18 protein-coding genes are annotated in these 20,608 nt (G+C 65.6%); 7 read left to right on the top strand and 11 right to left on the bottom strand.

The genetic code is table 11. The annotated features are described in order from the left end of the window. Nucleotides 1–288: 288 nt before the first annotated feature. Nucleotides 289–1,140, bottom strand: coding sequence for a hypothetical protein (locus IOC69_RS02540; RefSeq protein WP_290541942.1), 852 nt, complete (start codon nucleotides 1,138–1,140; stop codon nucleotides 289–291). Nucleotides 1,141–1,467: 327 nt separating this feature from the next. Beyond that, nucleotides 1,468–2,121 carry a TlpA disulfide reductase family protein gene (locus IOC69_RS02535; protein ID WP_290541941.1) on the bottom strand — a complete coding sequence of 218 codons (654 nt, stop codon included), beginning with the start codon at nucleotides 2,119–2,121 and terminating at the stop codon, nucleotides 1,468–1,470. 35 nt (nucleotides 2,122–2,156) lie between these two features. Between IOC69_RS02535 and argH the strand changes: the two genes are divergently transcribed. The 4 genes from argH to IOC69_RS02515 all read left to right on the top strand — a co-directional run bounded on the left by argH (nucleotide 2,157) and on the right by IOC69_RS02515 (nucleotide 7,552). Continuing rightward, on the top strand, nucleotides 2,157–3,539 hold the full coding sequence (gene argH / locus IOC69_RS02530; RefSeq protein WP_290541940.1) for an argininosuccinate lyase: 1,383 nt from the start codon (nucleotides 2,157–2,159) through the stop codon (nucleotides 3,537–3,539). Nucleotides 3,540–3,544: 5 nt separating this feature from the next. Next, complete coding sequence (locus tag IOC69_RS02525; RefSeq protein WP_290541939.1) at nucleotides 3,545–3,664, top strand: lipoprotein; 120 nt, start codon at nucleotides 3,545–3,547, stop codon at nucleotides 3,662–3,664. Nucleotides 3,665–3,666: 2 nt separating this feature from the next. Beyond that, on the top strand, nucleotides 3,667–4,938 hold the full coding sequence (lysA, locus tag IOC69_RS02520; RefSeq protein WP_290541938.1) for a diaminopimelate decarboxylase: 1,272 nt from the start codon (nucleotides 3,667–3,669) through the stop codon (nucleotides 4,936–4,938). Nucleotides 4,939–5,017: 79 nt separating this feature from the next. Beyond that, nucleotides 5,018–7,552, top strand: a complete 2,535-nt coding sequence (locus IOC69_RS02515) for a TIGR02302 family protein (RefSeq protein ID WP_290541937.1) — start codon at nucleotides 5,018–5,020, stop codon at nucleotides 7,550–7,552. Here IOC69_RS02515 and IOC69_RS02510 read toward each other — a convergent pair. The 4 genes from IOC69_RS02510 to leuS all read right to left on the bottom strand — a co-directional run bounded on the left by IOC69_RS02510 (nucleotide 7,546) and on the right by leuS (nucleotide 12,179). Then, on the bottom strand, nucleotides 7,546–7,998 hold the full coding sequence (locus IOC69_RS02510) for a hypothetical protein (protein WP_290541936.1): 453 nt from the start codon (nucleotides 7,996–7,998) through the stop codon (nucleotides 7,546–7,548). The genes IOC69_RS02515 and IOC69_RS02510 overlap by 7 nt on opposite strands. Nucleotides 7,999–8,062: 64 nt before the next feature. Then, nucleotides 8,063–9,100 (bottom strand): DNA polymerase III subunit delta, encoded by a 1,038-nt coding sequence (holA, locus tag IOC69_RS02505; protein WP_290541935.1) that lies wholly within the window; start codon nucleotides 9,098–9,100, stop codon nucleotides 8,063–8,065. Then, the gene (locus IOC69_RS02500) at nucleotides 9,097–9,606 is read right to left on the bottom strand and encodes a hypothetical protein (RefSeq protein WP_290541934.1); all 510 of its coding nucleotides are present in this window, start codon (nucleotides 9,604–9,606) and stop codon (nucleotides 9,097–9,099) included. Before IOC69_RS02500 ends, holA begins: the two co-directional genes overlap by 4 nt. Beyond that, nucleotides 9,606–12,179 (bottom strand): leucine--tRNA ligase, encoded by a 2,574-nt coding sequence (leuS, locus tag IOC69_RS02495; protein ID WP_290541933.1) that lies wholly within the window; start codon nucleotides 12,177–12,179, stop codon nucleotides 9,606–9,608. Before leuS ends, IOC69_RS02500 begins: the two co-directional genes overlap by 1 nt. A gap of 217 nt (nucleotides 12,180–12,396) precedes the next feature. Here leuS and IOC69_RS02490 point away from each other — a divergent pair, with 217 nt between their 5' ends. After that, the gene (locus IOC69_RS02490) at nucleotides 12,397–13,065 is read left to right on the top strand and encodes a YggS family pyridoxal phosphate-dependent enzyme (RefSeq protein WP_290541932.1); all 669 of its coding nucleotides are present in this window, start codon (nucleotides 12,397–12,399) and stop codon (nucleotides 13,063–13,065) included. Here the strand turns inward: IOC69_RS02490 and IOC69_RS02485 are convergent. Continuing rightward, complete coding sequence (locus IOC69_RS02485) at nucleotides 13,053–14,174, bottom strand: hypothetical protein (protein ID WP_290541931.1); 1,122 nt, start codon at nucleotides 14,172–14,174, stop codon at nucleotides 13,053–13,055. The two genes, IOC69_RS02490 and IOC69_RS02485, sit on opposite strands and share 13 nt — an antisense overlap. A gap of 86 nt (nucleotides 14,175–14,260) precedes the next feature. Next, a complete protein-coding gene (locus tag IOC69_RS02480; RefSeq protein WP_290541930.1) occupies nucleotides 14,261–14,785 on the bottom strand; it encodes a L,D-transpeptidase family protein in 525 nt (174 codons plus the stop codon). 105 nt (nucleotides 14,786–14,890) lie between these two features. On the opposite strand from IOC69_RS02480, the gene IOC69_RS02475 reads away from it, so the two are divergent. Continuing rightward, nucleotides 14,891–15,577: a response regulator transcription factor gene (locus IOC69_RS02475; protein WP_290541929.1), complete on the top strand. Its 687-nt coding sequence runs from the start codon at nucleotides 14,891–14,893 to the stop codon at nucleotides 15,575–15,577. A 146-nt stretch (nucleotides 15,578–15,723) separates the two neighbouring features. Next, entirely contained in the window at nucleotides 15,724–16,191 is a 468-nt protein-coding gene (locus IOC69_RS02470) for a Crp/Fnr family transcriptional regulator (protein WP_290541928.1), read from the top strand. Here the strand turns inward: IOC69_RS02470 and IOC69_RS02465 are convergent, their stop codons facing one another. The 3 genes from IOC69_RS02465 to IOC69_RS02455 all read right to left on the bottom strand — a co-directional run bounded on the left by IOC69_RS02465 (nucleotide 16,192) and on the right by IOC69_RS02455 (nucleotide 20,524). Continuing rightward, the gene (locus tag IOC69_RS02465) at nucleotides 16,192–17,001 is read right to left on the bottom strand and encodes an exodeoxyribonuclease III (protein ID WP_290541927.1); all 810 of its coding nucleotides are present in this window, start codon (nucleotides 16,999–17,001) and stop codon (nucleotides 16,192–16,194) included. A 3-nt stretch (nucleotides 17,002–17,004) separates the two neighbouring features. Next, nucleotides 17,005–17,652, bottom strand: a complete 648-nt coding sequence (locus IOC69_RS02460; RefSeq protein WP_290541926.1) for an outer-membrane lipoprotein carrier protein LolA — start codon at nucleotides 17,650–17,652, stop codon at nucleotides 17,005–17,007. A 274-nt stretch (nucleotides 17,653–17,926) separates the two neighbouring features. Then, nucleotides 17,927–20,524, bottom strand: coding sequence for a DNA translocase FtsK (locus tag IOC69_RS02455; protein WP_290541925.1), 2,598 nt, complete (start codon nucleotides 20,522–20,524; stop codon nucleotides 17,927–17,929). Between the last annotated feature and the right edge of the window lie 84 nt (nucleotides 20,525–20,608).

The raw sequence follows: 20,608 nt of genomic DNA, 5'->3' as shown, positions 1-20,608 counted from the left end.
TCAGAAAAATAGTCCAGCAAACCAGACATGGCAAACCTCCCAACAGAAGCTGCCTGCCTATCGAGTCCCAATGGCCCTGATCCGCAAGGACTTTTTCAATATGCGATTCGCCTGCCCACAAGGGGGAGGGAAAAGACCCCGGTTCTGCATGACCGCCCGCCGCTCTAGAGGCAGAAATCCTCTCTCTGCCACGTCGGAGCTACAATTCGTAATGATTGCTTTTCGGCCAGTCGGGCGAGGCCGCTACTTTCCTTCACAATCGCCAGAAAGCCCGTCCCGATCCATTGATCAGTTTGGTTTCCGCTTCCTGGCTCTTGCGCCGATGCCGTGTTCGATGCTTCTTTCCACTTCAAGAGCAATAAGTGGAATCTGCCCGGGCACGGGCGGCAAATAGCGCACGCGGATAACTTCATCCTCGTCTTCTCCAAAACTGTGACCATCAGGGACAGTATTGTGATTGTTCATCCGGGCCATGCGCAAGAAACTAAGAGTTCGGTCAAACATCCACGCGAACTCGGCGCGGCAAGGCCTAAAATCGATTTCCCGTCCGATGACATATCTGGCGCCCCGTGTCGTCAAGCCCAGGGCGCTCCCGTCATCGGCGGTCTTATCGGGATAGAGAAACGGGTGGACATGTATGAGCGATGGAAAATCCTCTGGATCTTGTTCAACGAAACAATCCCCACTTAAGAGCAAGTCTGACTGCCCCCAGTGAACTGCAACCACTGGCAGCATTTCTGAGAGCAGCCTTGCAATATGCTGGCAGACCACGATCTTGCCTTCGATCTGATCTGCTTCAAATTCAGTCCGAACAGATTGCATCGACTGGCGTAGGTCAGGTGCGATCTCGTCAAGGACCCCGGCAATGACATGCTCGCTGGGGTGGTTGTTGCTAGCTGTGATATGAATGTAGCTTCGATGCTCTTCAGCAGCTTCTTCAATGCCGGCCGATAATGCAGTTGCATAAGATGATGACAGCGCTCGCGCCAAAATCTCAGAGTCCACTTTTTCTTGGACGAAACTGATGAGCACGTAGAATTCTCGCAGACTATCGCTCAGCACCATATATTCCCCTTCGCTTTCCTCCAGTACATCTAGAGAGAGCTCAGGTCGGGCTTGATTTAGCTCGTCAGCGATCATTGCGGCCCCAAACATCTCGTAGTCACGATCTATCAGGAGCAAGCAATCGACTTGATCCTCGACACACAAAAGCATGGGACCTCCGAGCATTTCAGATTGGGAATTGAAGATAATCCTCAGGTTGAGTCAATGAAACTTGCTGAAACGCGAGCTGGCGTCACGCAGGATATCGCCCAACTCGCGGCACGCGAGACGATCAGGTAGGGTGGCGGGAAGGCCCACCTGCGCCTGAGCGAGAGAAGATTCTATTGATTCGTAAGGTTTGCCTTTCGGCCCAACGGGCAGGCCGTTCCGCCATAGCGAGCAGCGGAAACCGTTGCCTGCAGGTTACTTCTCTGCCAGTGCCGCTTTGATGAGCGCCTGGGCCTCGGGGCTGGCCCAATGCGCAGGGCCCAGGAGCCTGCCCAGTTCGCGGCCCTGGCGGTCCACCAGGATGGTGGCGGGCAGCCCCGCCGACTGCAGGTCCGTGACGATCTTGGTCGATGGTTCCACATAGAGACTGAGTGCGTCCGCCCCGGTTTCCTTCAGGAAGCTGGAGGAGGCTTCAGCCCCCTTCCGGTCCACGCTGACCGCCACCACCTCGAACTGGTCCGAGCCAAGTTCCTGCTGGAGCTTCGCCAGATCCGGCATCTCTTTCCGGCACGGCGCGCACCAGGTGGCCCAGAGGTTGACCAGCACCACCCGGCCCTTCCAGTCACTGAGTTTCAGAGGCTTTCCCTGCCCATCGGCGAAGGCGATGTCAGGGAGCGGCTTGGGTTCCGGATGGATCAGGAAGGCGGCAAGCGTGCCGGTGGACAGCGTTTTGCTGAGGCCGCCCTGGGCCGCCGGAGCCGCGGTCGCAGGCGTTTCCACCGCCGTTTCCGCAGGTCCGGCCTTGCGCCCGGCGGCTTCATACAGATAATAGCCCGTAATCGCTGCGAGAATGACGAGGCCCGCCGCGATCTGCGCCAGGGGGCTGGATTTTTTCTTTTCGGTGCTCATGCGCAGAGTGTTTCGGACGGAATGAAGGATTTTCGATGACCAACAAGATGTGGGGCGGGCGCTTCCAGTCGGGGCCGGACGCGATCATGGAGGAGATCAACGCCTCGATCGGCTTCGACAAGCGCCTGTTCGCCCAGGACATTGCAGGCTCGAAAGCGCATGCCGCGATGCTGGCGAAGCAGGGGATCATCTCGAAACCCGATGCCGCCCTCATCAGGAAGGGCCTCGACCAGGTGCAAGCCGAGATCGAGGCCGGCGCCTTCACCTTCTCGCGCGCGCTGGAGGACGTCCACCTCAACGTCGAATCCCGCCTGAAGGAGCTGATCGGACCCGCCGCCGGGCGCCTGCACACCGCGCGCTCGCGCAATGACCAGGTGGCGCTCGATTTCCGGCTCTATGTGCGCGACACGGTTGACCGCCTCGACCAGCAGCTGAAGGCGCTGCAGCTGGCGCTGGCGGAGAAGGCGGAGGCCCATGCGGCAACCGTCATGCCGGGCTTCACCCATTTGCAGGTCGCCCAGCCCGTCACCTTCGGCCACCACATGCTGGCCTATGTCGAGATGCTGGCGCGTGACCGCTCGCGGCTGGCGGATGCGCGGCGGCGCATGAACGAGAACCCGCTGGGTGCGGCGGCGCTGGCCGGAACGAGCTTCCCCATCGACCGCCACATGACGGCCGCCGCCCTGGGCTTCGACCGCCCGACGCGCAACTCGCTCGACACGGTGGCCGACCGCGACTTCGTGCTCGAGACACTGTCGGCCTGCGCCATCTGTTCGATGCATCTCTCGCGGCTCGCCGAGGAGATCGTCATCTGGTCGACGAGCCAGTTCCGCTTCGTCAAGCTGTCGGACAGGTTCACCACCGGCTCCTCCATCATGCCGCAGAAGCGGAACCCCGATGCCGCCGAACTGGTGCGCGCCAAGCCCGGCCGCATCATCGGCGCGCTCCTGTCGCTTTTGACCGTGATGAAGGGCCTGCCGCTCGCCTATTCGAAGGACATGCAGGAGGACAAGGAGCCCGCCTTCGACGCCTTCGACAACATGTCGCTGGCGATTGCCGCCACCACCGGCATGGTGCGGGACATGGTCCCCAACAAGGACGAGATGCGCAAGGCCGCGGCCGCCGGCTTCTCGACGGCCACGGATCTCGCCGACTGGCTGGTCCGTACGCTGAAAATTCCCTTCCGCGAGGCGCACCATGTGACGGGCAGCCTGGTGGCGCTGGCCGAGAAGACGGGCTGCGATTTGCCGGAACTTCCGATTGCCGCCATGCAGTCGGTCGAGAAGCGCATCACGAGGGACGTGTATAAGGTGCTCACCGTAGAAGCCTCCGCCGCCTCGCGCACGAGCTTCGGCGGCACGTCGCCCAGGAACGTGGCGCGCGAGGCGAAGCGCTGGCTCAAGCTGCTGAAAGGATGACCGGGATGAGAACCATTTTCCTGCTCGCCGCGATCGCTGTCGCGCTCGCCGCCTGCGGCATCAAGGGCGACCCGCAGCCGCCCAAGCCAACCGAGACGCCCGCCGAGACCCAACAGGCCCAATAGCCATGCATCATTTCGCCTATCGCGACGGCGTGCTCCATGCCGAGGACGTGAGCCTCAAGGCGCTGGCCGAGGACGTCGGCACGCCTTTCTACTGCTATTCCAGCGCCACGCTGGAGCGCCACTACAGGGTCATGGACGACGCCTTCGCCGGCGCCGACCACATGATCTGCTATGCCATGAAGGCGAACTCCAACCAGGCCGTCATCCGCACCATGGCGGAGCTGGGCGCGGGCATGGACGTGGTCTCGGAAGGCGAATTGCGCCGGGCGCTCGCCGCCGGCGTGCCCGCCCGCAAGATCGTGTTCTCCGGCGTCGGCAAAACGGCGCGCGAAATGGCGCTGGCGCTGCGCGAGGGCATTGCCTGCTTCAACGTCGAGTCGGAACCCGAACTTGAACTCCTGTCGGACGTGGCCAAACGCTCCGGCCAGCGCGCCCCGGTGTCGATCCGCGTCAACCCGGACGTCGATGCGAGGACGCATCACAAGATTTCCACCGGCAAGGCCGAAGACAAGTTCGGCATCTCCTACGGCCGCGCGCGCGAGGTCTATGCCCGCGCCGCGGCCCTTCCCGGCATCGACGTGGCCGGCATCGACATGCATATCGGCAGCCAGATCACCGAGCTCGCCCCCTTCGAGAAAGCCTTCCGGCTGATGGGCGGGCTGACCGGGGAGCTGCGCGGGGACGGCCACAAAATCCGCCACCTCGACCTCGGCGGAGGCCTGGGAGCGCCCTATCGCGGCGACAACGACATTCCTCCGCACCCGGATGAATATGCGGCCATGGTCCGGAAGACGCTGGGCCATCTGAACCTCAAGTTCGTGCTCGAGCCCGGCCGCATGATCGCCGGCAATGCGGGCGTGCTGGTGTCGCGCGTGATCTACGTGAAGGACGGCGCCGGGAAGCACTTCGTCATCCAGGACGCGGCGATGAACGACCTGATCCGCCCCACCCTCTATGACGCCCATCACGAGATCATCCCGGTGGCGGCGCCTGCCACGGACGAAACCATGATGACGGACGTCGTCGGCCCCGTCTGCGAGTCGGGTGACTATCTCGCTAGGGGGCGGAAACTGCCCAAGGTCGCGCCGGGAGACCTTCTCGCCACCATGACGGCCGGGGCCTATGGCGCGGTGCAGGCCGGCACCTACAACACCCGGCCGCTGGTGCCGGAAGTCCTTGTGAAGGGCGGCAAATGGGCCCTGGTCCGCCCCCGCCAGACCTATGAGGAGCTGATCGGACTGGACCGCCTTGCCGCCTGGCAGGACAGAAAGTGACGCGTCCGGGGGATTGCCGCGATTGTGATCGCCGCCGCGGCGCATTTTGGCCGTCATCCGTGCTATGCTGACACTGATCATGGCAAATCCGCGCGCGACCCACATCGACCACAAGATTGCCCAGGCCCGCCTGGCCCTGGGGTTCGAGCGCGTATGGGCGGCCCTGCACTGGCCGCTGGTGCTGCTGGCCGCCGCAGCCGCTCTGGTGATCGCCGGCCTGCTGCCGATGCTGCCCGCCTGGGCACGGGCCACGCTGATGGTGGCCTGGGCGCTGGCCTTCCTCTGGTCGCTCCGCCCCAGTTTCGGCCTCCGCTGGCCCAGCCGCCAGGAGGCCATGCGCCGCGTCGAGCAGACATCCGGCCTTTTCCACCGCCCCGTCTCGGCGCGCGACGACCGGCTCCCCAGCGATATCGACGACCCCCTCCAGAAGGCGCTGTGGGAGGAGCACCGCCTGCGCCAGCTCAGGGGCCTGGTCGATCTCAAGGCCGGCGTTCCGCGCTCCCGCTGGCGCGACATCGACCCGCGGGCGCTTCGCCTGCCCGTCGCGCTGGCCCTGGCCGTTGCGGTCCTGCTGGGACCGGGCGACATCCGCGGCAGCCTGTCCGGCAGTTTCAGCTTTGCGCCGCCCGGCGCGCAGCCGGAGCTGGCGCTGGATGCCTGGCTGAAGCCTCCCGCCTACACCGGCAAGCCGCCTCTGCTGCTTACCGGGGCCGCCATGGCGGAACGCCTGAAGCAGGACCCGGAACTGCTTGTGCCGGAGAATACCGTGCTTTCGCTGCGCGTTGCCGGGGCGGCGGCGCCCAAGCTCACCTTCCACGAACTCGTGGACGGCGATGCGGCAACGCCCGAGATCGCCGATTTGAAGCCGCAGGTGAAATCGGCCGATGGCCTGTTCCAGGCCGGCGTGACCCTCACCCGCCCCGCCACCGTGAGGGTGTCGGATGGCGGCCGCGAGCTTGGCGTCTGGCGCATCGCGCTCATCCCCGATGCCGCGCCCAGGGTGGAGATCGCCGCCGTCCCCGCGGGCGATTCCTCCGGCACGCTGACGGCGAAATGGAAGGTGTCGGACGACTATGGCGTCACCGGCGTCACCGCCGATATCTATCTGGCCGATGACCAGGACGGGGGCGTGGGCTTCTCCGGCCCCGGCATCTTCGAGTTCGATCCTCCGCAGCTCAAGATCGGCCTGCGCAAGGCCTCGCCCAAGGAGGAGACCGGCGAATCCAAGGCCGATGTGGCGGAACATCCCTGGGCCGGCTTCATGGTGGAGATGACTTTGACCGCGCGCGATGCCGCGGGCCACGCCACCGAGAGCGCCAAGCACAGTTTCCGCCTGCCCGAGCGCCTGTTCACCAAGCCCCTGGCCCGCGCCCTCATCGAGCAGCGCCGTCGCCTCATTCTCAATCCGCAGGAGGCGGGCGGCGTGGCCGAGATGCTTGACGCCATCCTCACCTATCCCAAGGGCCTGATCGACCGCTCCGGAACCCAGATCGCCATTGCCGCCGTGCGCTCGCGCCTGCGCGCCGCGGAAGACCGCGCCGACATCGGCGCCGTCATCGGCGACCTCTGGCAGATCGCCGTCAACATCGAGGACGGCGCCTCTGCCGATGCCAGGGCGGAGCTTGAGGCGCTGCGCAAGGAACTCGACAAGGCGCTGAGGCAGGGCGCGCCGCCGGAGCGCATCGCCGAGCTGACGAAGAAGCTGCGCCAGGCGCTTGACCGCTACATGGACTCGAAGATGAAGGAGGCGCAGAAGCGCCTCGCCGAAGGCCAGCAGCAGAAGGAGGCCAGCCAGCCGCCGGGCCAGACGGTGACGCCGCAGGACCTGCAAAAGATGCTGGACATGATCGACAAGCTGTCGAAGAGCGGCAACAATGAAGCCGCCCAGCAGCTGCTCTCGCAGCTCGAGGACATTCTCCGCAACCTGAGGCCGGGCATGCCGCAGCAGGGCCAGGGCCAGGGCCAGGGCCAGGAGAGCCCGCTGGGCCAGATGCTCGACAAGCTCACCGGCCTGATGCGCCAGCAGCAGAATCTGATGGACGAGACCCAGCGCATGCCGCAGCAGGGCATGGGCGGGGAAGACCAGCCCAACGACGGCCAGCAGCCGGGCGAGGGCAAACAGTCCGGCACGGGAAGCCTCGGCGACCGCCAGCAGGAGCTGGGCAGGATGCTGGAGGACATGATGAAGCAGTTCGGCCGGAACGGCATGGAGGCGCCGCGCGCCTTCGGCCAGGCGGGCAAGAACATGAACCGCGCCGAAGACTCGCTGCGCCAGGGCGACCGCGAGCAGGCGCTGGGCGAACAGGGCGAGGCAATGCAGAAGCTGAGGGAAGGCGCCAGGGGCATGGCCGAGCAGCTGATGCAGCAGTCGCGCGGCCAGCAGGATTCGCAAGGCCAGAACGGCGAGGCCCGCGGCGATGACGTTGATCCGCTGGGCCGCCCGCTGCCGGGCAGCGTCGAGAACCAGGGCCCGGACAAGAACATGCTGCCCTCCGAACTCGCCATGGAGCGCGCCCGCCAGATCCTTGAAATGCTGCGCTCCCGCGCGGGAGAATCGAACCTGCCGAAAATCGAGCGCGACTATATCGACCGGCTGCTGAACGGCCTTTACTGAGCGGGCAGGCCCTGCTCGATCCGCAGCGGGCCGGCGGCCAGCCACCAGCGCCCGCCGCGGCGGCCCATGCCGGACACGGTGAGGCCGCCGGGCAGCCTGCTGCCGATGGTCACCGGCACCAGCGTCTTTCCCGCCGCGTCATCGACCGCCACGAAGGCCACGCCATCCAACACAGTGAGAAGCTCATAGGCGAGAACGGCGCCGGGCGCATCGTCGGCGCCAGCGCGGGGAACCGCGCCGAGCGACTGCGTGGTGAGCGGGTCGGCGCCTGCCGGGCCATCCATGATCACCTTGCGCTTGGGCGCCGGAAAATTGAGGCCGAGATTGGGCGGCGGATCTTCCATGCCGTTGAGCGCAACCACCTTGTAGGCGGCAAAGGCGATGACCCCGGCCGCCAGCGCCAGGGACAGGACATAGGTGAGGATGTCGGTGAATTTCTCCGCCATTGCGTGCTGCCGTCCCCTTGGCGCACTGTGCGCCAGAGAGCTTGCGCCAGCGTTGCGGGACGCTTCAGCGGTCAAGCCGCAGCGCCAGGCCCTTGCGCGCCAGAGACAGAAGGCAGCGCCCGGCAATGGCCTGCGCCAGTTCGCTGTTTTGGCGCGCCGCCAGCACGTTGGCGGACAATGTGCCGCCGGCCGTGACAAGGTCGGAAAGGCCCCAGGCCCGCACCTGCGCGATGACCAGCCGCTGGCGGCGGAAGAACACCGGCGGGCGCGCCTGCTTGACCACCTGGTCGGCCGTCGCGCCGCGGTCGACGGCGAGGCGGAATTCGGCAAGCCTCAGCGCCTGACCGTGGACAACGCCGAGCAGCCGCCCGGCGTCCTGCCCGCCGCGCACCAGATCGTGGAACAGCCGGTCCGCCTCCGCCACCTCGCCGCCGAACACCGCATCCGCCAGCGCATCAGGCGTCGAGCCTGTGTCATTGCCGCAGATCGCCTCCACGTCCTCCACGCTCACCCGAGCGCGGCCGAGGCAATAGAGCGCCAGCTTCTCCGCCTCGCGCGTCGCGAGGCCACGCGCCGTTCCGGCAAGCTCGATGAAGCGCGCCAGCGCATCCTGCCCGATCTTCAGATTATCCTGCCGGAGCAACTGCTCCACCATGCCGGCGATCTCGCCCGCCTCCGCCTCGTAGAGCGGAACGATCAGCGCATGTGGGCTCTTTTCGAACTGGGCGCGGAGCTGCGAGTTCTTCGGCAGCGCGGCGGCTTCCGCCACCACGAGATTGCCCCGCGCCTTGCCTTCGAGCAGCGGCAGCGCGGCCTTAAGGAAGCCCTCGCCCACCCCCTTCACCCAGATGGCCCTGGAGCCGCCGAACATCGAGATCGACTGCACCTCGTCGATGAGGCGCGCCGGATCCGAAACGACGTCCTGATCGGTCAGCGACGTCACGGCGAAGGGATCGTCGGGCGGGCCGACAATCTTCTTCACGGCACGCCGCGCGAGTTCGCGCACCGCATCGCCCTCCTCGCCATGGATCAGGATGGCGGCGATGGCCGGATCGGGGCTGCGGAGAAAGGCATCGAGCCCCGCGGGCTTGATGGCCGTCATGAGCTCTGCTGTTGCTTGGCGAAAAAGGCCGCGAGCCTGGTGCGGATGTCGGCCCCAACTTCCTGCGCGGCGCGCTCGGTGGCGTCCTTCTGGGCCTGCAGGTCGGCGAAGGGCTGGCGGACCACGTCATAAGGCACGCGGGAGAAGGTTGTGCCCCTGGTCACCACCTTGCCGGTGGTGCGGTCCACCAGTTCGTAGCCGGTGGTGATCAGGATGGCCTGCCGCGTGACCGCCGGCTGCGTGTTCTCGATCACGTCATTGTCGGCAACCGTGGTGGTGAGATTCAGCAGATAACGTTCCTCCTGCCCCTTGCCGGTCTGCATGGAGGAGATGAGCTCGTTGCGGATGATCTGGCCGGGCCGGTCGGACGCCTCCGGGATCGAGATCGAGGCAAGGCTTCCGGCAACGCCCGGATTGGTGGCGGATGAACCGTACATGGGACGGTAGCCGCAGCCGGCCAGCACCAGCGCGGCAACCGTCAGCAGGGTGGCGGAAAGCCTCGGCATCAGCCGACAATATTGGCGATACGGCCGGGCACCACAATCACTTTCTTCGCCGGGCGGCCTTCCAGCGCGCGCGCCACCGAAGCGAGCTTCAGCACCAGTTCCTCCACCGCCCTGGGCGCCAGATCCCTCGCCACCGTAATCTCGTCCCGGCGCTTGCCATTGACTTGCACGGCGATTGTCACCTGGTCATCCGCCAGCAGAGCCGGATCCGGCTTGGGCCAGGCGGTGTCGACGACGAAGCCCGGTTTTTTCATGGCCTGCCAGCACTCTTCCGCAAGGTGCGGCATCATGGGGGCGGAGGCGAGAACAAGAAACTCCGCCGCTTCCTTGACGGAGGCCGCATCGGCCCTGGCCACGGCGAGGGCGGCAGCCAGCGCATTGGCCAGTTCGTAGATGCGGGCGATGGCGCGGTTGAACCGCAGCGAGGAGAGATCGTCCGTCACCGCGGCGAGCGCCTTGTGGGCGGCGCGGCGCAGGTCAAGGGAGGCCCCGGCATCCCCGCCACCCGGATAATCCGCCGCGTCGTTGACGAGACGCCAGACGCGCTGGGTGAAGCGCCAGGCGCCCTCGGCGCCGGCCTCGGTCCACTCGATGTCGCGCTCGGGCGGCGTGTCGGACAGCATGAACCAGCGCGCCGTGTCGGCGCCGAAGCGGGCGATGATGTCATCGGGGTCGACCACGTTCTTCTTCGATTTCGACATCTTCTCGACGCCGCCCACGTCGAGCGGTTCGCCGGTCCCGGCATGCACCCACCGGCCGTCCCGGTTCACGGCGTCGGCCGGCAGCACCCACTCGCCACTCCGTGTACGGAAGGTCTCGTGGATGACCATGCCTTGCGTGAACAGGCTCTCGAAGGGTTCCTTGACGGCCAGGTGGCCCGTCGCCGTCATGGCGCGCGCATAGAAGCGCGAGTAGAGCAGGTGCAGGATCGCGTGCTCGACGCCGCCGATATACTGGTCCACACTCATCCAGTATTCCGCCGCGGGCATGCTGACCGGGTCCGCCGCGTGCGGCGAACAGAAGCGGGCGTAATACCACGACGAGTCGATGAAGGTGTCGAAGGTGTCGGTCTCGCGCTTCGCCTTGCCGCCGCAGGAGGGGCAGCTGACGTGCTTCCAGGACGGGTGATGCTCCAGCGGATTGCCCGGCTTGTCGAAACTCACGTCCTCCGGCAGCGTCACCGGCAGCTGTTCCTTCGGCACCGGAACGATGCCGCAGGACGGGCAATGGATCACCGGAATGGGGCAGCCCCAATAGCGCTGGCGCGAGACGCCCCAGTCACGCAGGCGGAAATTCACCTTGCGCCCGCCGATGCCCATCTCTTCCATGCGCTTCGCAATCTCCTCCTTCGCCTCCGGCACGCTCATGCCATCGAGGAAGCCGGAGTTGATGAGAACGGCGTTGTCGCCTTCCTTCTCGAGGACGGCCTCGCTGCCCACCTCGAAAGTCCTGGGGGCGGCGCCCTTCGGCGCGACAACGGGGATCACCGGCAGGCCATATTTGCGGGCGAAGTCAAGGTCGCGCTGGTCATGCGCCGGGCAGCCGAAGATGGCGCCTTCGCCATAGCCCATCAGCACGAAGTTCGCGGCATAGACCGGAAGCCTGACGCCGAGGCGGAAGGGATGGCGGGCATAAAGGCCCAGCGGATAGCCCTTCTTCTCGGCGCGCTCGATCGTTTCCTCGGACGTGCCCAGCGCCGCCACATCGCGGCGGAACGCGGCAAGGCCCGCATCCTTCCCGGAAAGGCGTTTGGCCAGATCATGATCGGCCGAGATGGCGCAGAAGCTGGCGCCGAAGATCGTGTCGTGGCGCGTCGTGTAGACGGTCAGGCGCTCGTCCAGCGCCTTGCCGGTCTCGTCCTCGAGCGCGAAGGAGAAGCGCATGCCCTCCGACCGGCCGATCCAGTTCTTCTGCATCAGCCGCACTTTTTCCGGCCATTTGGTGAGGCCGTCGAGCGCCGAGAGCAGCTCGTCCGAGTAAGCGGTGATCTTCAGGAACCACTGCGCGAGCTCGCGCTTCTCGACCAGCGCACCCGAGCGCCAGCCGCGCCCGTCGATGACCTGCTCATTGGCGAGCACCGTGTGGTCCACCGGGTCCCAGTTCACCATCGAAACCTTGCGCTCGACGAGACCGGCCTTCATGAAGTCGATGAACATCGCCTGTTCATGCACGTAGTAGGAGGGATCGCAGGTGGCGATCTCGCGGCTCCAGTCCAGCGCCAGCCCCATCGACTGGAGCTGGCGCTTCATGGTGGCGATGTTGTCGTAGGTCCAGGACCTGGGATGGACGCCGCGGTCGATGGCGGCATTCTCCGCCGGCATGCCGAAGGCGTCCCAGCCCATGGGGTGAAGCACATTGTAGCCCAGCGCCCGGCGGAAGCGCGCAATCACGTCGCCCATCGTGTAGTTGCGCACATGCCCCATGTGGATGCGGCCCGACGGATAGGGGAACATCTCGAGCACATAATATTTCGGGCGCGAGGCGTCTTCCCTGGCTTCGAAGCTCTTGTTTTCGCTCCAGTGCCTCTGCCAGCGCGGCTCGGCGTCGCGCGGGTTGTAACGTTCCATGCTCACGGCAGTTATCCTGTCGAAACGGGGGGGGCGGCCTGGCGGAAGCTGGTACCAGTCCTTGAAATGCCCCGCAAGCCTGGCCTGGCGCATGTTCCGTTCAGGCGGAACCGCCCGGACGGAACACGCGCCAGATCAAAAACTTGCGCATGATCTTATCGCAAAACCGGTTCCACTTTTGCGGATCATGCCCTAAAGCAGCGTGCTGACAGGAGTTTCCGGCATGGTCCACGAGGGTCTGAAAAAGCTGCTGAACGGGGTGGCGGCGGCCACCAGGCAGGCCCACCGGGCGCCGGAAAGCGTCACCCTCATCGCCGTGTCCAAAACCTTCGGCGGGCCGGAGATCGTCCCGGTCATCGAGGCCGGCCAGCGGGTGTTCGGCGAAAACCGGGTGCAGGAGGCGAAGTCCAAGTGGCCGGCCCTCAGGATGGCCTGGCCGGACATTGAACTGCACCTGATCGGCCCGCTCCAGTCCAACAAGGCGGCGGAGGCCGTGCAAATCTTCGACGCCATCCACACCGTGGACCGCCCGAAAATCGCAGCCGGGATCGCCAGCGAAATGCGCCGGCAGGCAAAGCGGGTCAAGCTCTTCGTCCAGGTCAACACCGGCCGCGAGCCGCAGAAGGCGGGGATCGACCCCGATCAGGCCGATGCTTTTCTGAAGGAGTGCCGCGACGTTCACGGTCTCGAGATCTCAGGCCTGATGTGCATCCCGCCCGACGGGGAGGACCCGAATCCCCATTTCACCCTGCTGGCCGGGATCGCCGCCCGCAACGGCCTCAGCCAGCTCTCCATGGGCATGAGCGGCGACTACGCCACGGCAATCGCCTGCGGGGCCACCCATGTGAGGGTTGGCTCCGCCATCTTCGGAACGCGGCCTCAGCCGGCGTAGCGCAGGATGGCGCAGAGCGCGGCGCCGGGAACAGGCAGATCGTCCTTGCGGACCGCCAGAACCCGGCCGCCGGTTGCCAGTACATGAGCGGCGATCTCATCGACGATGTCATAGCTCTTGGCGGTGTCCGCCGCGGCAAAGCGGATGCCGCCGTCCTCGTCCATCCAGCCCTGGACGTTCTGGTCGATGTCCACCATCAGCAGCTCGACAGCGCCGCGCACCGCGGCGCGCGCCACGTCGCTCAGGTCGGCTGAGGTGCGGCCCACGCCGCTGCGGTTGCCATAGACCGCCTTCAGCTTGGCAAGCTCTTCGGCATAGACCTCGTCCAGCAGCGGCGCGGTGCGCGCCGCGAGTTCCTGGTCGGTGGTCTCGTCCGGGTTGACACTGATTATCTGGCTTACAAGGTGATGATAGCGATTGACCGAATGGAACAGGACAGCGAGCGGGTTGACACCCGCCACGATCAGAGGCGCGCTGTGCCCGACGAGCAGCGGACGCAGGGCCCCGTCAATGGCGTGGAGATACTGCAGATGGCGGATGCGCTGTCCCTCGTCACCATGGATGCGGCCGCTGTGCGAACGGTCGTTGAGCGAGGACTTGCCGGAATGGCTTGCCGCGTCCTTCGGCAGTCCCGGCACCTTCACGGGCTGCGCAACGCCGCCGGGCAGCACCTCGATCAGCCGCACGCCATTCTCCGAGAGAGCCAGCACATAGGCCTCATGCGGGAAGGCGAGCGCCCGGAGCAGGGGCTTGAGATAGAAGCGATCCGACACATCCAGCGCCTGCGATAGATTGTTGGCGAGGCGGTAGGTGCGCAGCCTGTCCGGCGTGGCCAGGACGGCAAGGCTGTGCGCCTGCAGCGCCCAGAAGGCGTCGTCCTCGGCGAAGGTGGTGAGGTTCTCTTCCAGGAGGGCGCGGCGGCGCTTGTCGAAGCCCACCTCGTCGAGCTGCGCCAGCGCCTGCTTGACCAGATTGCCATATTCAATCCGGGCAGCGCGGATGTTCTGGGTCACCGGCGTGGTGGGCAGGTAGATCGACACGCAGGCGTCAGCACGTTCGCGGCTGAGTTCAGCGATGTCCTGGGTGGCCGGCAGATCAATGTGAAGCACCGGAAAATCCTCTACCAAATGAAGTTGCTGGGGTAAGACGTAGTTGGCGTGACGCTGTCTGTCAACTCGGCACTCACGACATCCGGTCAGATGACAATCCTCGCGTGGCGACCGATCAGGCCCAGGATGATGCGCATGTCGCGCATCGACACCGCGACGCAGCCCGCCGTCGGCCCGCCGTCCGGCTGGCGCAGGTGGAAGAACACCGCACTGCCATGCCCCTGCACCCGCGGCCGCCCGTTGTGGGACAGCTCCACCACCACGTCATAGAGGTGGTCCGCCCGCTTCATCGTCTCGTGTGCTGTGGCATAGGGAATACGGACGAGGCGGTTGTAGTTGCGGTCGCCCACCGTCTCGCACCAGCCGTCGAAATCCCGCATCGCCTGCGCTTTGAGGCCGGTGCGCGGCGGCAGGCCCCTGTCGGCGCGGTAGAACAGGCGGCGAACCTGCCAGCCGCCCCTGGGGCTCGCCCCGTCACCCTCGCGCTTCAGGAAGCGTTTGCCGGATCTGCCGATGGAGCAGGGGAATGTCATCCCGCCCACCTTCAGCAGGCCCGTCGCCACCGTCGCGTTGCGGGTGAGGACGCGGATGGTCTGGACAGTTCTTTTCACAGGGCGGAATTTCCGGCACTTCGGCCTTGAAAAGGCCATGTGACACCTTAACATCCGCCATGGCTGGAGCAAGCGATTTCAAAGACTTCAGGGCAAGGGGTAGCGATGGGCAGTACGAAGAAGATCATCATCGTCGATGACGACGACATGCTGCGCGAGACGCTGACCGAACAATTCTCCCTGCATGACGAATTCGCCGTCACCGAGGCCGCCACCGCCACCGCCGGCGTCAAGGCCATCAAGGCGGACGCGCCCGACCTCGTCATCCTCGACGTGAACCTGCCCGACATGGACGGCCGCGAGGCCTGCAAGATCATCCGCAAGAACGGTTACAGGAGCCCGGTGATCCTGCTGACCGCCGAGGCCTCCGAGGCCGGCACCATCCTCGGGCTGGATTCCGGCGCCAATGACTATGTGACCAAGCCTTTCCGCTTCGCCGTGCTGCTGGCGCGCATCCGCGCCCATCTCCGCCAGCACGCGCACAGCGAGGACGCCACCTTCAAGGTCGGCCCCTACATCTTCAAGCCCTCGGCCAAGCTGCTGATGGACGGCAGCGACCGCAAGATCAGGCTGACCGAGAAGGAAACCGCCATCATCAAGTTCCTGCTCCGTTCGAGCGAGCAGACCGTCGGCCGCGACGTGCTGCTGCAGGAGGTGTGGGGCTACAATGGCGGGGTCACCACCCACACGCTCGAAACCCATGTCTACCGGCTCCGCCAGAAAATGGAGCGCGACCCGTCTCGTGCCGAGATCCTGATCACCGAAGGCGGTGGCTACAGGCTCGTCCCCTGAGCTTCGCTCCCTTGAGCTTGGCGGCCCGCCCCGCCTCATGTAAACGACCCTCAAAGTCTGTGGCTCATGTTCTTGTAGATCAGGCGATTCCGCCTGAACGGATCATGCGCCGGGGACGAAAACAACCGGGGCCGGGCTGGGGTTTAATGAGCGTTAGGGCGGACGTTGAGACATTGCGCGGCATCCCGATTTTCTCGGACTGCGATGCCGTTCACCTGCAGCTGCTGGCCTTTTCCGCCGCGCGGCAGAACTTCTCCGTAGGCGAGTTCCTGATCCGTCAGGGCAACAAGGGCACGGCTGCCTTCCTCATTCTCAGCGGCGAGGCCCGTCTTTCATCCACCGATGCGGGGCCACTCGGCTCCGTTGGCGAAGGCTCGCTCCTGGGCGAGATCGCGATGATCGGCGACCGGCCCTATTCGGTCACGGCCACGGCCGTCAACGGCATTTCCGCCGTCCGCATCGACCGCGAATTGTTCATGCGCCTCGCCCGCGAATTTCCCGAATTCGGCGCCGCCGTGTTCGGCGTGCTGTCGCGCCGCCTCGACCTGGTGATGGGCGATCTTGACGCCGCCCGCAGGCAGTTCGAGAAGGCGCGTTCCTTCAAGTCGATCTGATCAGGCGGCGGCGAAGCTCGCCATCACCGGCACGTGGTCCGAGGGCTGGTCCCAGCCGCGCGCTTCCTTGAGAATGTCGATCTTCTTGCAGCCGGGCGCCAGCCCCGCCGTCGACCAGATATGGTCCAGCCGGCGGCCGCGGTCGCTCGTTTCCCAGTCCCTGGCGCGGTAGCTCCACCAAGTATAGAGCTTCTGGTCCGGCGGCACGTGCTGGCGCAAGAGGTCCACCCACTTGCCCTTCTTCTGGATGCGCAGCAGGCCCTCGGTCTCGACCGGCGTGTGGCTGACGACTTTCAGGAGGTCCTTGTGGGACCACACGTCATGCTCCAGCGGCGCGATGTTGAGGTCGCCGACGAGAATGCCCTCATGGCCTTTCGGCACGCAGCCTTTGCCGAACCAGGCTTCAAGCTCGTCGATGAACTGAAGCTTGTGGGCGAATTTCCCGTTGATCCTGGGGTCCGGCTCGTCGCCGCCCGCGGGCACATAGAGATTATGGATCGTCACCGGCTTCCTGCCGGCGACCGTCACCTGGATGTGGCGGCAATCCTCCTTGCCGCAGAACGGCTTCGTGGACTGCGCCAGGAACGGCCGCTTCGAGACGATGGCTACCCCGTGATAGCCCTTCTGGCCGAACTCGGCGATGTGCTCGTAGCCCGCGCCGCGGATGGGACCCGACGGAAACTGGCCCTGCGGACACTTGGTTTCCTGCAGGCACAGCACGTCCGGCTGCCAGCGCTCGAGAAGCTTGCCGACCAGCCCGATGCGGAGACGGACCGAATTGATGTTCCAGGTGGCGACCTTGAGGCTCATGCCCTAAGGCCCGCTCTTGCTCTCGCGCTTGATCTTGACCACGAAGAGCTTGGGATCCGGATTGATGCCGGCCTGCAGGTTCTCGAGCGAAACGCTGGTCTTGCGGCCTTTGCTGTCGGTGACGATCCACTGCTGCAGCGCGTTGCGGACCTGGTCATAGACCAGCGTCAGCTGGCCGTTGCCCAGCGTGTTCTTCTTGTCCTCCACGGTGACGGTGATGATGCCGTCCTGGTCCTGGAAGTCGATGATTTTTGTATCGCCCAGAATGTCCACCTTGTCGCCCAGCACGAGCCGCAGCGGCGTCTGGGAGAGCGGGAACTGGTCGCCCTTCTCCTTCTTGACGTTCTTGATGGTGAGCCAGGTGCCGTCCGCCACGATCAGGAATGGATTGGGCGGCGCATATTCGAAGCGCATCTTGCCCGGCTTCGAGATGTAGAAAATCCCTTGCGACATGTTGCCCTTCGGGCTGATCTGCGTGAATTCGCCCTGCAAGGTCCTGAAGCTGTTGAGATAACCGGAAATGGCGTCAACCGCCGTCTTCTGCTCCGCGCTGAGCGCGATCGGCTCCGCGGCCATGGCCGGAAGGGCGGCGGCTGTGGCGAGGGCCACTCCCAGGAAGGCGCGGCGCGAGAGCTGAAAGTGACTGGTCATCCTGTTCCTTCCGGATTGGGGGCGGTGCAAATCGCCAGGGTTTCTAGAGCAGGTTTCGGTTCAGTGGAATCGAAACCTGCTCCATCTCTTTGTCTGGTCGCATTTTCGACGGTCAACCGGTGTCCACCTGACCTGAAAATGCTTCATCTCTTTGTTTTGTCGCATTTTCGACGGTCAACCGGTGTCCACCTGACCTGAAAATGCTTTAGGCAAACGCAGGCTTACCCGCAAGAACGGGCCGATTTTGAGGCAAGGCCCGGAGATAACGGAAATGTCAGTCCCGGGCGCTGTCCCCCGGCGCCAGGATTTCGCGTTTTCCCGTGGCATTGGCGGCGGATATCAGCCCTTCCCGCTCCATCCGCTCGATAAGGCTTGCGGCCTTGTTGTAGCCCACCTGCAGGCGGCGCTGCACATAGGAGGTCGAGACCTTCTTGTCGCGCAGCACGACCTGCACCGCCTGATCATAGAGGTCATCGCCAGAGGCGCCGCCCTCGCCGCCCGTGCCGCCGCCCTCGCCGAAGACGCCGTCCTCCGGCTCCTCGGTAACGGCCTCGACATATTGCGGAGAGCCCTGCGCCTTGATGTGGCTGACGATCTTTTCCACCTCGTCATCCGACACGAAGGGACCGTGGAGGCGTGAGATGCGCCCGCCGCCCGCCATGTAGAGCATGTCGCCCTGGCCCAGCAGCTGCTCCGCGCCCTGCTCGCCCAGGATTGTGCGGCTGTCGATCTTGGAGGTCACCTGGAAGGAAATGCGGGTGGGGAAATTGGCCTTGATGGTGCCGGTGATCACGTCGACCGAGGGGCGCTGGGTGGCCATCGCCACATGGATGCCGGCGGCGCGCGCCATCTGCGCCAGGCGCTGCACGGCCCCTTCGATGTCCTTGCCCGCCACCATCATCAGGTCGGCCATCTCGTCGATGATGACCACGATATAGGGCATGGGCGAGAGGTCCATCGCCTCCTTCTCGAAGACGGGCTCGCCCGTCTCGGGGTCGAAGCCGGTCTGGACGGTGCGATGCAGCTCCTCGCCCTTCTGCGCCGCCTGCTTCAGGCGCGCGTTGTAGCCGTCGATGTTGCGCACGCCGACCTTGGACATCTTGCGATAGCGCTCTTCCATCTCGCGGACCGCCCATTTCAGGGCGACCACGGCCTTGCGCGGATCGGTGACGACGGGAGCGAGCAGATGCGGAATTCCTTCGTATACAGACAATTCCAGCATTTTGGGGTCGATCATGATCAGCTTGCAGCGTTCCGGCGGCAGCCTGTAAAGCAGCGAAAGGATCATGGTGTTGATGCCCACCGACTTGCCGGAGCCCGTTGTGCCGGCGATCAGCAGATGCGGCATGCGCGCGAGATCGGCGAAGACCGGTTCGCCGCCGATGTTCTTGCCGAGCGCTATGGCGAGGTTGAGGTTGGTCTTCTCGAAGGCCTCGGAGCCCAGCATCTCCCGCAGGAACACGGTTTCCCGCCTGGCATTGGGCAGCTCGATGCCGATGGCGTTGCGGCCCTGAACGACGGCGACGCGCGCCGAGAGGGCGCTCATCGAACGGGCAATGTCGTCGGCCAGCGAAATGACCCGGGACGATTTGATGCCCGGCGCGGGCTCGAGCTCGTAGAGCGTCACCACGGGGCCGGGCCGCACCTTCATGATCTGACCCTTCACGCCGAAGTCGTCGAGCACGCCTTCAAGCATGCGGGCGTTCTGCTCCAGCGCCTCGTCGGAAAGCTCGGCTGGCTTGCCGGCGCGCTTCGGCTCGGCGAGCAGCGTCAGCGGCGGCAGCTCGTATTCCGGCGCGGCCCCGAAGCCCAGGCGTGGCTGCATGTCCTTCCTCAGGCGCTTGCCCTGCTTCAGCGGCTTGTGGGAGCGCGTCACCTTGGGCGCGGCGGCTTCGTCTTCAGCGGCCTCCTCTTCCCCGGCATGCTCCGGTTCGGCTTCATAGCCGTCTTCCCCGGCGCAGGCCTCTTCCTCCCCGGCACGGTCCTCCGCCGCAGGCTCCTCCTCCGCCCGGTCATCGAGGGGTGGGGCTGGGCGGCGGGCGGAGAAGGTGGGCTCGATGCGCGCCGCCGTCTGGCCCCTGCCGCGACGCGGCATTTCGGTCTGCGGGGCAAGGCGGCGGATGATATCGTCGGCATCGCCCTGCTGGTGCTCGAACTGGGCTTCCGTCCGGCGCAGGTCGCGCCAGCGCGACCGGAGCTTGCCGGGCGCGCGGAAGGCCACGCCAATCGCCCAGCCTGCGGCGCGCCAGGCCTTGCGGCTTCGGCTTGGCGCGGCCGCGGCCTGCCCGACGGCGGCGGCCCGGCTGACACCCAGCGCACGCCGCCCGAAGACCACCGCCACAGCCAGCATGAGGAGGCCGGTGGCGAGCGTCGGGACCCAGCCGGAGATGGCGATCGACAGCACCATCATCATGAGATTATGAATGACGTCCCCCGCATTGCCGCCCAGCCCGGAGGTGAGCGGCCAGCCGGACGGAGCAGGCACGGCCGCAAGCATGGCGCAGGCCGCGAGGGTGCACAGGATCCACGAGAAAGACTGGCGCAGCGGGCGCGGCAGGCCGTCATGGGCGAGGAAGCCCGCGGCCCAGCGCATCGGGATCGCCAGCAGCACCAGCACGCCGAGGCCGAAAAACTGCATCAGCTCGTCGGCGGCCACCGCACCCGGATAGCCCAGCCAGTTGCGCGCCGTTCGGTCAAGCGCATGGTTGAGGGAAGGGTCATCCACCGACCACGAGGCCAGCGACAGGCTGGCGGCGATGAGGCCCAGGAACAGCACGCCGCCCGCCGCCTCGAACAGACGGCGCATGAGGAAGATCCGGACGGCGGCGGGAACCGCACTGTCATCGGTGTCGTAGGACGGTTGATACGCCATCACAAAGCCTCCGCCGGGGAGACACTCCGCCGACCCTGACACATGGTTAAGCCCATTTTCGCCGGGCCGTGGTTAAGGCTGGGT

Origin of the sequence: Aestuariivirga sp. (assembly GCF_020252405.1) — a bacterium.
GTDB lineage: Bacteria > Pseudomonadota > Alphaproteobacteria > Rhizobiales > Aestuariivirgaceae > Aestuariivirga.
This window is presented reverse-complemented; position numbering and strand designations above follow the sequence as displayed.